The organism is Actinomadura harenae (genome assembly GCF_003696215.1).
Lineage (GTDB): Bacteria > Actinomycetota > Actinomycetes > Streptosporangiales > Streptosporangiaceae > Spirillospora > Spirillospora harenae.
Genome location: NZ_RFFG01000152.1, coordinates 1 through 15,286 on the forward strand (window position 1 = coordinate 1; position 15,286 = coordinate 15,286).

Annotated in this window: 16 protein-coding genes and 1 pseudogene; 5 read left to right on the top strand and 12 right to left on the bottom strand. The window is 66.2% G+C overall.

Annotated features, from left to right (window positions below; all coding sequences use genetic code 11):
• Positions 1-116 precede the first annotated feature (116 nt).
• Positions 117-1,019 carry a LysR family transcriptional regulator gene (locus tag EBO15_RS39710; RefSeq protein WP_122199623.1) on the bottom strand — a complete coding sequence of 301 codons (903 nt, stop codon included), beginning with the start codon at positions 1,017-1,019 and terminating at the stop codon, positions 117-119.
• A gap of 239 nt (positions 1,020-1,258) precedes the next feature.
• Between EBO15_RS39710 and EBO15_RS39715 the strand changes: the two genes are divergently transcribed.
• On the top strand, positions 1,259-2,398 hold the full coding sequence (locus EBO15_RS39715; RefSeq protein WP_122199624.1) for a fatty acid desaturase family protein: 1,140 nt from the start codon (positions 1,259-1,261) through the stop codon (positions 2,396-2,398).
• A 254-nt stretch (positions 2,399-2,652) separates the two neighbouring features.
• Here EBO15_RS39715 and EBO15_RS39720 read toward each other — a convergent pair whose 3' ends face one another.
• Both EBO15_RS39720 and EBO15_RS39725 read right to left on the bottom strand, forming a co-directional pair.
• Positions 2,653-3,054 carry an STAS domain-containing protein gene (locus tag EBO15_RS39720; RefSeq protein ID WP_122199625.1) on the bottom strand — a complete coding sequence of 134 codons (402 nt, stop codon included), beginning with the start codon at positions 3,052-3,054 and terminating at the stop codon, positions 2,653-2,655.
• An 80-nt stretch (positions 3,055-3,134) separates the two neighbouring features.
• Complete coding sequence (locus EBO15_RS39725) at positions 3,135-3,713, bottom strand: DUF5994 family protein (RefSeq protein ID WP_122199626.1); 579 nt, start codon at positions 3,711-3,713, stop codon at positions 3,135-3,137.
• Between the two features lie 572 nt (positions 3,714-4,285).
• On the opposite strand from EBO15_RS39725, the gene EBO15_RS39730 reads away from it, so the two are divergent.
• The gene (locus tag EBO15_RS39730) at positions 4,286-4,642 is read left to right on the top strand and encodes a PRC-barrel domain-containing protein (RefSeq protein WP_122199627.1); all 357 of its coding nucleotides are present in this window, start codon (positions 4,286-4,288) and stop codon (positions 4,640-4,642) included.
• 33 nt (positions 4,643-4,675) lie between these two features.
• Positions 4,676-4,843: a hypothetical protein gene (locus EBO15_RS44765; RefSeq protein ID WP_158628487.1), complete on the top strand. Its 168-nt coding sequence runs from the start codon at positions 4,676-4,678 to the stop codon at positions 4,841-4,843.
• 924 nt (positions 4,844-5,767) lie between these two features.
• Here the strand turns inward: EBO15_RS44765 and EBO15_RS39735 are convergent.
• The 7 genes from EBO15_RS39735 to EBO15_RS39760 all read right to left on the bottom strand — a co-directional run bounded on the left by EBO15_RS39735 (position 5,768) and on the right by EBO15_RS39760 (position 10,589).
• Positions 5,768-6,193 carry an ATP-binding protein gene (locus EBO15_RS39735; protein WP_147481872.1) on the bottom strand — a complete coding sequence of 142 codons (426 nt, stop codon included), beginning with the start codon at positions 6,191-6,193 and terminating at the stop codon, positions 5,768-5,770.
• Positions 6,194-6,635: 442 nt separating this feature from the next.
• The gene (locus EBO15_RS39740) at positions 6,636-7,070 is read right to left on the bottom strand and encodes a hypothetical protein (RefSeq protein ID WP_122199629.1); all 435 of its coding nucleotides are present in this window, start codon (positions 7,068-7,070) and stop codon (positions 6,636-6,638) included.
• A 407-nt stretch (positions 7,071-7,477) separates the two neighbouring features.
• Positions 7,478-7,957, bottom strand: coding sequence for a hypothetical protein (locus EBO15_RS39745; protein WP_122199630.1), 480 nt, complete (start codon positions 7,955-7,957; stop codon positions 7,478-7,480).
• 11 nt (positions 7,958-7,968) lie between these two features.
• Complete coding sequence (locus tag EBO15_RS46600; protein ID WP_233616784.1) at positions 7,969-8,745, bottom strand: protein kinase family protein; 777 nt, start codon at positions 8,743-8,745, stop codon at positions 7,969-7,971.
• A 72-nt stretch (positions 8,746-8,817) separates the two neighbouring features.
• Entirely contained in the window at positions 8,818-8,955 is a 138-nt protein-coding gene (locus tag EBO15_RS44770) for a hypothetical protein (protein ID WP_158628488.1), read from the bottom strand.
• Positions 8,936-10,072, bottom strand: a complete 1,137-nt coding sequence (locus EBO15_RS39755) for a radical SAM protein (protein WP_122199631.1) — start codon at positions 10,070-10,072, stop codon at positions 8,936-8,938. Before EBO15_RS39755 ends, EBO15_RS44770 begins: the two co-directional genes overlap by 20 nt.
• Before the next feature lie 175 nt (positions 10,073-10,247).
• On the bottom strand, positions 10,248-10,589 hold the full coding sequence (locus EBO15_RS39760) for a hypothetical protein (protein ID WP_122199632.1): 342 nt from the start codon (positions 10,587-10,589) through the stop codon (positions 10,248-10,250).
• Between EBO15_RS39760 and EBO15_RS39765 the strand changes: the two genes are divergently transcribed.
• The gene (locus tag EBO15_RS39765; RefSeq protein ID WP_122199633.1) at positions 10,588-11,502 is read left to right on the top strand and encodes an aminoglycoside phosphotransferase family protein; all 915 of its coding nucleotides are present in this window, start codon (positions 10,588-10,590) and stop codon (positions 11,500-11,502) included. The genes EBO15_RS39760 and EBO15_RS39765 overlap by 2 nt on opposite strands.
• Positions 11,503-11,538: 36 nt before the next feature.
• Positions 11,539-11,694, top strand: a pseudogene (locus EBO15_RS47445) (transposase); the annotation flags it as partial.
• A gap of 121 nt (positions 11,695-11,815) precedes the next feature.
• On the opposite strand, the gene EBO15_RS43925 reads toward EBO15_RS47445, so the two are convergent.
• Complete coding sequence (locus EBO15_RS43925; RefSeq protein ID WP_147481873.1) at positions 11,816-12,877, bottom strand: hypothetical protein; 1,062 nt, start codon at positions 12,875-12,877, stop codon at positions 11,816-11,818.
• Positions 12,878-13,101: 224 nt separating this feature from the next.
• Positions 13,102-14,391, bottom strand: a complete 1,290-nt coding sequence (locus EBO15_RS45595) for a hypothetical protein (protein WP_199745122.1) — start codon at positions 14,389-14,391, stop codon at positions 13,102-13,104.
• Between the last annotated feature and the right edge of the window lie 895 nt (positions 14,392-15,286).

A 15,286-nucleotide genomic window follows, 5' to 3' on the forward strand; every position in this document is an offset into this window, starting at 1 on the left:
CGGTGAGTGCACACGAGCACCTCCCGACCAGGGCCGACAGATCCCGTTGAGGACCCAAGGTCAGTCAGTCGGCGGGTCAGACCCCGGACGGGAGGTGCTCACCTCCATCATCACTGTCAGTCGGCGGTGACCAGCCAGCCGAGCCGTTCGGACATGCCGCGGGCGCAGGCGACGACGGCGCGCACGTGGTCGGAGTCGTCGGCGGCGCGCCACAGGATCGACCAGGGGTAGAAGGAGGCGGGTTCGGTCAGCGGACGCCAGATCGTTCCCGGGAGGGCGGAGATGCAGGAGGAGGGCACGCAGTACAGGCAGCGGCCCTGAGCGACCAGGGCGGACGCGGCGCGGATGCTGTCGACGGTGCCCGGGTGGACGGCCGGGGTGAACCCGGCGGCCCGGCACATCTCGACGGTGAACTGGTTGAACTCCGGCGCCTTCATCTTCTCGGCCAGCAGCAGCGGCTCACGGGCCAGGGCCTCGACCGGCACCGCGTCCAGGTCGGCGAACCGGTGCCCCCGGGGGACCAGGACGCCGAGACGGTCCCGGCGGAACAGATGCGAGGCGACCCCGCTGGGCGCCAGTGCGGCTCGTCCGATGCCCACGTCGAGGCGCCCGTCCACGAGTCGCTGGTACTGCTCGGGGACGCCGGCCTCCACCTGGTGGATCACCAGGTCCGGGTAGCGCGCCTGAGCTTCGTGCAGGATCTGCGGCATCGAGTCGTAGCTGGCGTCGATGATGCCCACCCGCAGCGCCGGCGAGGTTCCCCGCGCGGTCCGGGCGACCTGGGCGGCGCGCTCGACGTGGGCGAGGATCCGCCGCGCCTCGACCAGGAAGGCCGCCCCTGCCGGGGTCAGGGCGACATAGTGCGTGGTGCGCTCCAGCAGCCGCACGCCCAGTTCCCGCTCCAGCCGCTGAACCTGCTGGCTCAGCGCCGACTGCACGATGTGCTCGCGGGCCGCCGCGCGGCCGAAATTGAGCTCTTCGGAAACCGCCACGAAATAGCGGAGTTGGCGCAGCTCCACGTCTTCCGCCTTCCGAGCCGAGACAGCGAGACCCCGCCGTCAGCAGCCTACCTCCGCAGCTCCGCGCCGCTGCCGACGGTTATCACCGCCACTGATGACGCTTGTCCGCATTGCTCGGTTCGGTCCGGCCGGAGGCCGGGCTCAACTGGTAGTGGGCGCCTTCCACGTGCCCGCGCCCGCCGGCGGCGTTCGAGCCGGTCGTCCCTCACCGGAGGGCACTCTGGCTGGAGTCGAGGAGCATGACCACGACAGTTCCCGCAGGCGGTACTCGGAGCCGCGCCCCGAACCTGGCCGACGCGGCGGGCCCCGCCGCGTGCCCCGCCCCGAACCTGGCCGACGCGGCGGGGAGGGCGCGGGGCAGCGACTACGCGACGCTGTCACGGCAGGTGAAACGGGCCGGCCTGCTGGCCCGGCGTCCCGGCTACTACTGGGCGAAGGCCACGACGAACCTGCTGCTTCTCGCCGCGGGATGGGCGGCCTTCGCGCTGATCGGCCCGTCCTGGTGGCAGCTCGCGGTGGCGGCGTTCCTGGCGGTCGCGTTCACCCAGACCGCGTTCCTCGGCCACGACGCGGGCCACCGGCAGATCTCCGGTTCCAAGCGGGTCAACGCCCTGCTCGGACGGCTGCACGGAAACCTGCTGATCGGCCTCGGCTACGGCTGGTGGGTCGCCAAGCACAACCGGCACCATGCCCACCCCAACCACGTCGGCCGCGATCCCGACATCGCCACCGGAGCCCTCTCCTTCACCCGCCAGAGCGTGCGAGCACGACGCGCCCCCGGTGTCTGGCTGGCCCGGCGCCAAGCCTGGCTGTTCTTTCCCATGCTGCTTCTGGAAGGGTTCCACCTGCACCTGGCGGGGGCCCGCGCCCTGTTCGGCCGTGGCGCGACCTCCCGGGCGAACGCCTCGGCGACGACCCGGCTGATCGAGGGCGGCCTGCTGCTCGCCCACGCCGCCGGATACCTCACCGTCCTGTTCTGGGTACTGGACCCCGTCCAGGCCGTGGGCTTCCTCCTGCTCCAGCAAGGGCTCTTCGGGCTCTACCTGGGCTGCTCGTTCGCACCCAACCACAAGGGAATGCCGATCTTCGGCAGGGACCACCGGTCGGACTTCCTGCGCCGTCAGGTGCTGACCGCGCGCGACATCCGCGGCGGCCGGATCACCGACTTCGCGTTCGGCGGCCTGAACTACCAGATCGAACACCACCTCTTCCCCTCCATGCCGCGCCCCAACCTGCGCCACGCCCAAGCCCTCGTACGCGCGTTCTGCACCCGCAACGACATCGCCTACTGCGAGACGAGCCTCCCCGGCTCCTACGCTCAGGTACTGCGTCACCTGCACGCGGTCGGCGGTCCCCTGCGCCCGGAACTGGAGTACTGATCCAACGGCGGCGCATCGTGGCGCTCGGGAGGAAGGCCCTCCCTGAGGTGCGAACGCCGCCCGCCACGCGTGTTCGGTGAGCTTGCTGATGCTGCCGCCGGGGACGACGGTGGCGGTCGCGGTCAGGATCGCACCGGTGCCGTTGAGGACGGCTCGCCTCCTCCCCGCGGGGCGGGGATCACTCCGGCGACGTGTCATGCGATGTCGAGCGCGGTCCGGTGACAACGCCCTCTTGTGCCCCGGCGGTCATGCGGTCACACGGCGGGTTCGGCGTGGGGATCCTGGGCGTGCTGGGCGTGCTGGGCGATGAGGACGCGGTCGAGCCCGGTGACGTGGAGCAGCGCGGTGACCTGCGGGCCCGGGGCGGCCAGGCACAGGGTGACGCCGAGCCCGGCGGCACGGCGTTGGGTGCCGGCCAGCACGGCCAGCCCGGCCGCGTCGGCGGACGCCACCTCGCTCAGGTCGAGGATCAGCAGGCGGGCGCTGCGCCGCAGCGCGCCGATGAGGTGCTCGCGCAGCGCCGGGGCCGCGGCGCCGTCCAGGACGCCCGACAGTCCGACGATGGTGTGGCCGGGACGCCGGTGGGCGGGCATCCGCACCTCGTCGGGGCGTTGGGGGTTCGCGGTGGCGGGCACGGTGGTGGTGACGGTGGTCATGGCGATCTCCGATCGTGGGTGGGACGGAAGGCTCCGTGCCCGGCCGGGCGAGTGGCGGCCCGGCCGGGCGACGGGCCGGATCACTGTGCCGCGAGGTCTCCTCGAAGCCGTCCGCCCTCGGACTCCCAGGAGCCCTCCGGGTCGTCCGGGAGACCGTCCTGGTCCGTCCGGCGGGGTGCTGCGGTGAGCGCGGCCAGCAGGTCGGGGGTGTGCAGGTGGTTGGCGGGGTGGGACGCCAGTTCCATCACCGCCTCGGCTTCGGCGCGGATCGTGGAGACCGGGACGGTGAGCAGGTCGACGCGCCGCCCGTCGGCGTGGATCGCCGTCAGCAGCCCGGTGGGAAGGGAGTCGAACCAGCTCAACCGCACCACCCGGGTGTCGGCCGGGCCGTTGATCCACAGCCGCCGTGGCCGGCTGTCCCAGTCACCCACCCGGAGCAGGATGTGGGTGATGGGACAGTGGTCGTCAATGGGGCCGTGATCCTGCAGGGCCAGGACCAGCGCCGGAAGCTCCGCGACCGGGTCGGCCGTGCGGGGCCACCAGGCGCCGTCGAGCGCCGTCCGTGCCGAGCCGGGAGAAGCCGCAGGGCGCAAGCGCAGCCGTGGAGTCGGGAGTGGCGCCTGGCTGATCGTCGTGCGGCGTTCGGCGGTGGTCCGCATGGCCGACACCTTCTTCTGGGCTTCGATTGACGCGGCGGGTCGGGTCCTGCGTTGACCGGGCGAGCCTGAGCCCGGTTGGAGGCCCGCACCGGGGCGTCCGCTGGCACGAGGCTCGTACGAGGTCGGCATGACTCCCCCTCTCGGGGGCTGGCCGGTGTGACCGAACAACCTCGGAACGAGGATGCCGCCGTCGCCGGATGATTTCATTTTACTCGGAAATTCATCAATATTTGCAGATCCGGAAAACTAATTCCCGAAGGCACATAGGGGCCCGGACCGGAATTACTTTCCGCCCGAGTGGCGGTCATCGACTCGAGTGATGGCGTGTACGCATATTGCCTGTTTCCGCCGTCAGTCCGTCCGGCTCGAATGGGAACAGGCCGTCACTGCTGGGGGTTTGCGTCGGCCGATCCAGGGCCGTCCGTTCTTCCCCGATCCGGGCGGCCCTGTCCCACAGCCCACCCCCTCCGGGCCTGGTGAGGGCCACCGCGGCACTGCTGGGGTCACTGCCCTGGACGAATCAGATGACGAAGGGTGGGGATATAGATCACACGGGAGAACGGAGGCACCCGATGATCCAGATGGCCGACATCCGGGAATGGCGCACCCGCGCCGTCCTCGACTCCGGCGGCCACAAGATCGGCACACTGGAGTCCGTCTACGTCGACACCAGCACCGACGAACCCGCCATGGCCACCGTGCGGATCGGCCTGCCCACCCGGCACCGCCTGGCCTTCGTCCCCCTGGAGGGCGCGACCGCCGGACCCGGCTACGTGCGGGTCGCCCACGCCAGGTCGCAGGTCAAGCACAGTCCCGCGATCGGCACCGACGACGTTCTGCCCGCCGAGGACGAGGAAGCCGTCTTCCGGCACTACGGACTGCGCTATGAACCCGGCGCCGGCGGCGAGCGCCAACTCGCCCGCCGCTGAGCGCCCGGAGCCCGACCGAAGGAGTGAAGGCGCATGATGGTCTTCGTCCTCGTGGTGGTGATCGCCGCGCTGCTGCTGGGCATCGTCGGCATCCTCGTCCACGGCCTGTTCTACCTGCTGATCATCGGCATCGTCCTTCTCGTCGCCGACCTGGCGTTCCTCGCCGTGCGCGCGACCAGGCGCCAACGGCCGCTCCGCTGACGCACCCGCGAACGTCCGCCCGCCGGTCCGTCCCGGGGGCGTCGCCCGTGGGCAGATGACCGTGCGTGGGCGGTGGTGATCGCCCCGCCGACACGAACCCCCATCGACGGGGTGAGCGGCACATGCCGGGTCGCCACGGTCGCTCGATGGTCGCTCGGTGGTTTCGGTACCGCGTGGTGACAGGCGCCACGGGGCGGTACACAAAACGGGGCAACACTGGACGGGGCAACACGTCGCGGCACGACCACAGCCACCACGGGAGCGGTGGCGGTGACTTCTAATCTGCCGGTCGGGGGTTCGAATCCCTCTGGGCGCGCCACCCCCTGACCTGCACAAACACCAACGCGACCAAGATCAACTCCCGCCCACTGTGCCCCGTTTCGTCCCCGTGGTTGCCCATGGTTGCTCCGTGGTCGCTCGGCGGCCATCCAACGCCCCCAACCGCACCCACTGTGACCCACGCCACCCCACGGCGACCCGCCACGCCGCACCACGCCCGTAGGCCCGTCTGACGGGCCCGCCGGGAACCCTGACCCCGCCCCCGTGCGCCCGGTCGCGTAACCGCACGTCGGGTTGATGGGTGGCCGGGTCACGCCGTGCGCATGGGTGGGGCCCGGTTACGCGTTGAGGATGATGGCGGCAGCGTCCTCGGCGGACTAGTGCGCAAGCTGCGGCAGCAGGCTCGTGTGGGTGTCGGCGGCGATCGTGATCGACGACAACCTCAGCGTCTCCTGGGCGACCTCCATGTCATGCTCAGCGGAGGTTCATATCAAAGTATGGGCGCACTCTCCGCCATGATGTGCATCGGCACATAAGAAGACCCCGCCCGTTGCGTCCGATATCAGCGGAATAGGCGGGGCCTTCGAACCGGCTCCCGTATCCTTGGGCGCGGGGACCAGCCTGCTAACCCCAGGCTGGTCCCCTCTACGAAGCGGCCGTGACCTCCACGCCGAACGGGTCGCCCATGGGCTTGTCGAGGTCGAGCTCGGCCCAGACCTTGTGTCCGAGCCTGGGGCTGCCCTCGATGCCCATCCGGTGGGCGAGCTGGGACACCACATACAGGCCCCGGCCGCTGGTGGCCAGCAGATCCACCGGCTGCTTCACGGTCGGGATGCCCCGGCCACCGTTGTCGACCACCGCGATGTAGGCCGGGTCGTCATACACCAGCTCCAGCCCGAACCAGCCACCGTCCTCGCACGTGCGCGTGTGCCGGATGGTGTTGGCGGTCAACTCCGACACCACGAACTGCACCACATCCACACACGCCGCCCCGGCGAACAAGGTCGTGGCGAAGTCACGTGCCGAGGTCGTCTGATCCGGGCGACCGGAGAACGTCCGCCTCCACCTCATCTCCTCCGGCCCCACAACCACTCACCCGCCGAGCCCAGCAGCCCTTTCTTGAATCCCATTTCGTGTTCCTCTCTGACCTTCGCCCGTCGACCGTTCACCGGTCCCGGATGTTCCACGAGCGAACCGACCAACATGGACCAACACCTCCGTCCTCAAGGTCAAGCGCATCGATGTCGTGTACTCCCTCAGCCGCCTTTACGGCAGCCGAGCGGGGCTAACAGGCGTCGCTACTTCCTCGAAATCTCCCTCCGTGTTGGCGAACGGGGCTTTGGCTCTACTGGCGGCGACTCTCCAGCCGAGGCTGGGGTCTGGCCGGCCGGATGAGTGTGCTGTGGCGGATGCGGCCAGGCCGGTGATCATTCCTGACGCCATGTAGGCGAGCAGGAACGCGAAGGTCCAGGGGAGTTCGCCGCCTTGGCCGTTCCAGCGGACGGGCTCCTGTTCACGATGCATCGTGGTGGGCGTTCCGCAGCAGCTTGGCGAGGTCGCCGATCTGGTCGGCCGGAAAATGCAGGCTCGCCCAAGGCCCCATTCCGCCTTGGCGAATCGGCGCTGAGGCCATCCACCGCCGGTACTCCGCCACCGGCTGGGCCAGGGCGCGCAGTCGGATCATGTCGTCGATCGGCAGCGTCACCCACGCGAGCCCCTCGTAGAAATCGCCGTACAAGGGACGGTGCTCCATGGGAGTGCGGGTGCCGCCCGCGCGGATCGCCTGGCCCGCGTCCTGACAACACATCACCGAGGTGTAACCCAACGCCCACAGCGCCTTGACGAGCGGCACCATCAACTCATCCACCCTGACCGTCTTGCCACCGGGAGCGGTCACCACACGGGTCGGGTGAACCTGCACAGGCCGCGAAGGGCGAAAGTCGACCATGCCATGTGCTCCTCAACTGAGTCGAATGGAATCCTCCGGGCGGAACGCATCAGGGAAGTCGTCCCGCCCGGAGGCGTACTGGCGGGGCATCGGGCCAGGACCTCGCCGCCACGCTGGGTCCTGCCGCCCCGGGCGCGGGCTCCTGCACCCCTTGGTCGGGAGGAACCTCCGGGAGGTAACCCGCCGGGCTTTGCCCGATGCCCCGGTCTTGGGGAATGACGGTCAGGCGGACCGTCGCCTGCCGTGCCTTGTGATGGCCGCGTCGGCATGCTCCAAGAGGAGGACGTCTCCACGGGCGCCGACCGGCCGACGCTTCCACCTGATGAGCTTGTTGGTGCAGCGTTCAACGACGCGTTGCGGTACATGGCCGGGGCGAAGGCGAGTGGTCCATTCCCGTCACCTCCGAATCAGAATCCCGCCACTTCGAAGGACGGTTTGGATACGGCCTCGCTCAGATCTTTCAGCTGGTCGCACGGCAGGTAGATCTGGGCATACGGAGCGAGCTGCATGCCGCTCTCCTCGTCATGGACGACAGGGACGAAGATCCTCCATGATCCTTTCTGCCAGCGCACCGTGACCGCTCGGCGGAAAGGGGTCTCTGCCAGTGCGTTGGTGAGGGCGGTCGCGTCGGGGACCGGCATTTTCAGCCATGCCCAGCCGCGGTAGTACTCCACGTATCCCGCCTGGCCGGTTGGTTCGCGGTCGGGCTTGCTGTTGCGGGCGGCTTCGGCGTACTCCCCCGAGTCCTGGCAGCAGCCGACCGTGGTCAGCCCGGCCGACCACAGAGCACGGACGACGGGGATCATCTCCACGTCGATGAAGGCGGTCGTCCCGTCCGGTGTGAGCAGGCTTCGGGTCGGGTGGATGTTGGGTTCTTGATCAGGCATGGCGGCTTCTCCTATGTGCGGTGCTCCGTCCACCGGTGTGCGGCCTCGGCCATGTCGCGGGTCCACGGTTCGCCGTTGTCGCTGGCGATTCCCCTCCACATCGCCGTCTGGGCACAGGCGAACTCGGTGACGGCTTGGTATGGCGCGGAGGACCAGCTCGGCATCCTGGCCGCCCATGTCTCGGCCTCGGCGGGCGGGTGGCCGGACGCGATGAGCCAGATGACCCAGCAGGCCGGGTCGATCCAGGCTGCGCCGCGCGTGGGCCAGGCCCAGTCGATGATCCAGGCGCTGTCGTCGGTCACCAGGACGTTGCTGGGGGTCCACTCGGTGTGGAGCAGTGCGTCGCCGGCGAACAGCTCGGGGCGATCGGTGTAGGCGGCCCAGCGTTGTTCGGCCCGTTTGAGCTCGATCGGTGGCAGATCGATGCGTTGCAGTCGCTGCATCGCCTCGGTCAGCTTCAGCAGGTCGGCCGAGCCGGGCGCGTAGTCGATGCTCCGGCCGGCGATGTACTCGAATCCCAGCAGCGACCAGCCGTCGCCCTGGTGAGACCACAGCAGTTCGGGAGCGATGGGGCGAACGTAGGGATTGACGAGGCGTTCGCGTTCTTGGGTCCAAGCGCGCGGATGGTCCTCGCGCAGCCCCTTAACGAACGTTGTACCGGAGTCCGTGCGGACGATGACGGCCACCTCGGAGTTTCGGCCCTCGCTCACCGGCTGTGCGTGGCAGACAGGGCCGGTGTGCTGCTCGATGAGGTGGCGGAGATCTTCCCAGTTGACTCGCTGGATCACTGAGGAACCTTACTGGCGGGGTGCCTGGTGCGGCCCTGGTCGAGAGCGGACCGCACCAGGCAGATCGTCGGTCTAGTACGGGTTGTCGTCGCCGCAGCCGAGCATGACCTCCGCAGAGGCGATCGTGTCCATGTCCGGCATGAACACGACCTCCTCCTCGTCAGCCACGACGGATGCCGGCGGTTCGAGCTCAACCAGCGCAGGTGACATCGGAACTCCTTTCCTGTTTGTGCTGGCAGTAGGTAGCCAGCGGGGCCTTGGCCTTGCGGTAGAGGGTGACCAGGGGCATGCACGTTGTGCAGCGCCCGGCCAGGGTGCAGCCGGCGCAGCCCGCCTGTCGCTTCAGCAGCCCGTCCGCGACGGCTCCGAGCCGCGCCAACCCGTCGAGTCCTTCGGTGGGCAGTGGGATGCTGGGCTCGCGGCCGATCTTGCAGATGGACGCCTGTCCCATCGGGTCGACGTGGAACGAGGTGTGTCCGGCGTCGCAGCCGGTGAACGGCCTTCGGCCCGTCAGGTACTCCGGGGACTGGCTCGGCAGGCTTTCGGCGCCGCCGTAGATCGTTGGAGAGATGGAGGAGTACTCGCGGTAGGCCAGGCCGAACCGGTTGGCCAGGCCGCGCATCGCATCGACCTCGTGGGCGTTTTCCTGGGTGATGATCAGGCTCAGATCCAGCGGCAGCCCGGCTTCGGTCGCCGCCTCCATGCCTCGCATGAACTTCCAGAAGGCCCCGCGGCGCTGGGTGAGGCCGTCGTATGAGTCGGCCGTCGCGCCGTACAGGCTCAAGGAGAGTTTGTACGGACGCCGGGTCGTCAGCAGCTCCATGATCCGGGGGGCCGCCAGGCGCGAGCCGTTGGACAGGACCTCGATCATCATTCCGAGGTCCCAGGCCAGCTCGTAGACAGGGGCGAACAGCCGATCGATCATCGGTTCGCCACCGGTGAGCTGGCACCACAGCACCCCGGCGTCTCGCATGGCGTGCAGGACCGCCTGCCGGTCCTGCCATTCCATGCCCTTGAACTCCTTCAGGCCCAGATAGCACATCTTGCAGTCGTAGTTGCAGCCCAGGTTCAGCTCGTAGGACGCGCGGCCGAACCCGAACGCTGAGATGGAGCGCACCAGCAGCGCCTTGCTGGACGGCCGATCGCGCAGGTCGAGACCCCAGGCCCGCCGCGCGGTGTCGGCCAGCCACACCGGGACCGGCTCACCGACGGCCGCCGAGCCGCGCAGTTCGGCGTATCTGCGGTGCGGGATCTTCAACCCACCTCCCTGGCCGGGTCGCAGCACGTAGTACTCGTTGAGGAACGGACTGACGATCAACTCGTGCATCGGGCCTCCCTGAACCTTGGTCGCGACGTCAGCGGCGACTCATCTGCTGCGGAACGTTCCGCCATTGGCCGCGCAGACGGCGGAGAGCGTTCCTCGTCGTCCATCAGCGCACCTCCTCCACCCAGCAGACCGAGAACCGGCAAGATCGCCAGGATGCTGTCGCCGAGCGCGTCCCTCATGGAGCGCACCCGCCCACGGCGGCAGCTCTCTGCTGGACGTCGATGATCTGGCGCGAGAGCTCGTTGGCGTCTGGCGAGACGAGCAGGCCAATGCCGAAGGCGGCCGACATGGCGGTGTAGTGCTTGCTGTACTCGCCGTATACAACGCTCCAACCAGGGAACATCGCTTCCAACCGCACGACACTCGCTGCTTGCGTTGCCGACTTGTCCTGCTGTTCGCGAGGAAGAACGGCAAACGCGGACTCAGGACGTTTCGCCCGCCCCGGGAACTGCGTAGGTTGGATGAGGTACTTGGCACCGAACCCACCGCTCCTGATGGCCAAAGCGAAAGGCTCCATGGCTGAATCATTGGCCGGCGTCCCCAGCCTCGCCGAGCGCGCTCAACAGATCCTGCACGCCGTATGCCAAACCGTCGGGCTAGACCATGGTGGCGCTGAACTCCTACGTCTGCGCAGCAACGCCGTCTACAAGCTCAAAGAGCCGATCATCGTTCGGATCGCCACCGCGCCCACCGCCGCCGAGCGGCTGCCCGCCGTCCTGGCCGTCACGCGCTGGCTCGACCAACACGGCTTCCCCACCGTCCGACCAGCCGACCACGTAGCCGACCAGCCGGTGATGTGCACCGGCGTCGCGGTCACGTTCTGGGACTACGTGCCGTGCAACGACGTCCCCTCCACTACCAGCGAACTCGGCCGCCTCCTGCGCGACCTCCACGCCTTCCCCGCCCCACCGATCGCGCTCCGTCACCTAGACGATCCGTTGGCCAGCGTCCGCGCCAACCTCCAGCAGCATCCCGAGAGCCTCACACCCAGTGAACGCGATTGGCTAAGCCACCACATCACCGACCTCACTGAGCAGTGGAAGCAACTGCCGTTCGTCGGACCTCCCACCCTCGTGCACGGCGACGCCTGGATCGACAACCTGTTCCGCCACCGCGACGGCCACGTCATCCTGGGCGACTGGGACAGCGTTGCCCTCGGTCCCCGCGAATGGGACCTGATCCACAGCTACCACGGCCAGGCCCGCTTCGGCCTCAGCCAGCACGAGGTGGACGCCTTCGCCACCGCCTACGGATACGACCTACGCGCATGGCCCGGCTACCAGACGCTCCAACGCATCCGCGACCTCTACGCCATCGGCATCCACATCCGCAACGCCCACGGCGACCCCTTCTCCCACCAAGAACTCCAACGCCGAATGCGCTCCCTCACCGAAGGCACCACCGACCGCTGGTACATGAAACCCACCTGACCGCGAAGCAGACCCCAGCCCGGCTGAACCGAGAGTGTCGCCCTGGCGTTAACCGTCGATGGGACCCACGACATCCTGGAGCTGTGGGTCGGTGACGGCGGCGAGGACGCCAAATACTGGCTGCATGTGCTGACCGAGTTGAAGAACCTGGGCATGGCCGATACGTGCACGGTGGTCTGCGACGGCTGCCGGGCGGCCAGGAGGCCGCCCGGCACAGGAAACGCCACGCGCTGCTTCGCAGGAAAGCAGCCGGCTTCCCCGAAACGGTAGGCGGCTGCGATTCATCGAGGAGCACGGAGAGAGGCAAGAACAGCTAGTCGAACAGCTCACTCTGAATATGCCGAGTGGGCGGGGAGTGGCGGTCTGGCACCGCCGCTCCAGACCGATTGAACTTGACGTTCCAAATAGCTTCCAGCTTCTGGGCAACGGGGTCGCCAGCAATTCCCCCCAGAGTTCTGACAGAAGCCAAAATCAAACCACGATGCTCGGCCGTAAATAGGTGATCAAAAGCCCGCTCTCGCCAAGCATCTCCCCCGACCAACGCATCAAAGCATACGAGTTCGACGGTTTGAAGCAAGTTGCGCGAAACGGCCGGATTTTCTCTCAGGCGTTCCACCAAATCTATATAAGACTCGAAATAATCCTGAGATGTTCCTATAACCTCTCGCAAGCTAGCGATATTTACTGGTTGACGGACGGCTCCGCTGTCAATGTAAGCATTGTGAACGCGCTGGATTTGAAATTCCACCAATTCATCAGCACGCGCCAGCACTCGGAGAAGGTGACTGTCATCGGGATCGCCTGAAATAAGTGCTATCTCCAGTCGGGAGCGAAGAGTACTTGCCGGTACAAGGTCCAGCTGGCTAGCGTCCTGGAGCGCGGCCAACAGCAATGCGATCAGTGCGTGCCCCGCAATCACCTTGCCTGCGGGTTCGGGTAGTACGCCTTGACGAACAACAGCGGACTTCAGAGAAGCAAGTGCGCCGATGATTGCATGTGGGCTTGCCAACAGGGAGTCGAAGCGAAGAAAGGCGATCAGGTCCGACGGGAGTTCAGCAAGGCCTCTCAGCTGAATGTCAGTACGCCCTTCTGCAGTCTCACATGCCTCCCCCCCGATGTGAGCAAAATTGCTTGGCAGCCAACCATGGGCTGCTTCTCTTCTTTCAAGCGTGGCATTATCCATCACGCCGATGCCGAGGCGTCGCGCCAAGGCTCGGCCACGTCTGCTTACTGTTGGGCGCACCAGCGTGGCCCGCTGCAAGGCGAGAAGTTGGCGAAATCCCGCCAACCAGAGAAGGCGATCAGGCTCACCAGAACCGCCCTTTCCACTTTTGCATTCCAAGGAGGATCTGCTGACCCTCAGGCGCAGATCCACGTCGATCGCTAGGACATCTATATCGGTTAGAACATCTCGGCCTAGATCGGCGTCGTCTGCCCTGACAGGAAGACGGAGCCTTGCCAGGGCACCTTCGGCAAATTCGAGGCGTGCAACGCGGAGTTCAAGCTCGGCGCCGCTGTCCCTCGCCGCTGGAGATCCGTCCTGACCAGCTCGTTGGCGACCCGACCGCCTACGTCCTTCTTTCTGAGGATCAACCACTTCTAACGCCCCTTGAAAGCTCGTCGTGTTGCTTCATCCCGAAGTGCCGAGATCAAGCGAGACTGCTCGACGTCGTCCACCTCTACAGAGAGAGCCAGCCGGGCTCGCTCCCTGTCAGTGTGCACGTATGACCGCTGAGCACGAAGAGCCGCCGCACCGTTGGGGTCGCTCCCCGAACCATCCCGGTCACTCAGGATAGAGAGCGCATCCTCCGCAACATCAGATTGGAGCAGTTCAAGGCGGTAGCGATTAGAACTCGCCCCCGGGATAACGCGAACGATGCCCGCCGTCTCCAACATAGGATAGTCAGTGCCAATAGGTGAAGCATTCCCTGCCTCACCACGATCGATCAATTTTTGAATAAATGCCCCAGGATTATACAGGCGATATTGCGCGAAGGTGGCAGCATAGATCATGGACCCGACGAGCTGTCTTACTTGCCCTGAAGGGTCACCAGACGTGGCTCCAAAAGGACCTCGATTGAGGTGAGGAGTAAAGAGAAACCCCTGCTCTTGCCCTGTTGAAGTCTGGATCACAGATCGATGCACCAGGCCTTGAGATACGGCAAAGTCGATCCATTTTTTGGAGGTGGACTTGACGGACGACTCGGGCATTCCCGGCTTCGCGCCTACTTCTTCCATGAGCGCGGCAACTTCTTCAGTTCCCTTCGCGTTGGCGGAACGAAGGGCTGCCAACGCAACCTTCTTTTCATCGGTCCAAATGTGCGGATTGAAGATGACTTCCGTGCCGTCGTCGGTTTTAACCTTCCTCACGAGCGCAAGAGTGTGAAGATGTCGGATGGCATCGTCCACGTCACTCTCATTGAGTGCCCGTCCGACAAGATCAGTCCCTGAAAGAGCTTGATCTTTCGCCTCGCCAATAGTCAGTGGTTGAAGAGTTGTCGCGCGAAGCAGACTTAGTGCTGCATATTCGACCCCTCCCAGTACTGCGACGCGCAGAAGGTCGTTCGACTTGGATATCAATCCTGCAGGCGCGGGAATTGCCTCCGAAACCGAGAGCGGCTTTTGATCATCCGCACGTTGGACCGAAATCCACCCGACCGCCTCTAGGGTCCTCATTGCATCGCGCAGCACTCTAGGGCCAATGCCAGCTTCATTTGCAATTGCGTTCACTCGCTCTGGCGTACTTGTGCCAGACTTCCGCAAACGGAACGCCATATCCAATACTTGCCCACAGAATTCCAACTGCTCCAAAGCAGCTTTGGCTGGGCTCATCGCATAAGCAGATAGATGTCGCGACAGTCCAAGCGTCAGCTCGGCGTCCGAGAGCATTTCGACCTCCTGATGGACCGCCTTTGCAGGCTTCGAGTCAGTCAGCAGCTTAGTAGCAGGCGCGGCAGTCCGCATCCGATTAGTACCGGATTGTCCATGCAGTGCTTCCGCCCGCACTCCCGCGATCCGTAGTGGCTAGGGGAGCACTCCTGTGAGGAAGCACCCAGCACTTGATCCCTCGTGTCCGGCAGCACCGCCAAGCCCCTGACCTGGGGGGCTTACCTTGTGACGGTTTCGTAGACCGGGTTGCAAGCGCCGCTTCGACTCCATGCGCACCTGCGTCTTCGCCCAAAAGGCCTCCATCGCCTCACCTCAGGGCCACTCCCAGGGAAGTCGTCGGAGTGGATCCCTGCGACAAGAGAAGGCGAAGGTAGCGTTGCTGTGAGCTGGATTCTCAACCGAGCGGGCTCGGGGACACCGGGGGCATCTACGGCATCGAGAGGACGCGCCCGACCGGGCGCGTCCGACAGACCGGACTTGTGTATCCAGGCCCAGCCGCCGTAGGCCCGCAAGGAGGAGCGGAACGAGCCAGTGGTGACTTGATGGTCGCCGCCCTGGGTACGTCTTTCCAACGTCCAATCAAGATCATGTGCAGCTTTCGTAACACATTTGCGCAGGTCAGATTCGGTGTAGCGTCAAAAATATTCTAGACGCGTCGGTTAACTAATGCTGTGACCTCGGTGAATACCACCCGCCCGCTGCCGATTCGCGTTAGACTCCCCTCCAGATCGGGCAGGAGTGTGCCCGGCCAACGTCAAGCCCTTGATCCCTAAGGGTTGTCCCGTAACGGTCGGGTGCTGTGCGCGATGATCTTGGTGTGGAGCGGGTGTTCTGTGCGGATGACCAGGTGTGGGTGCCGACGTTCACGGGGTTGTCGGTTCGGCGGTTCCGTCGT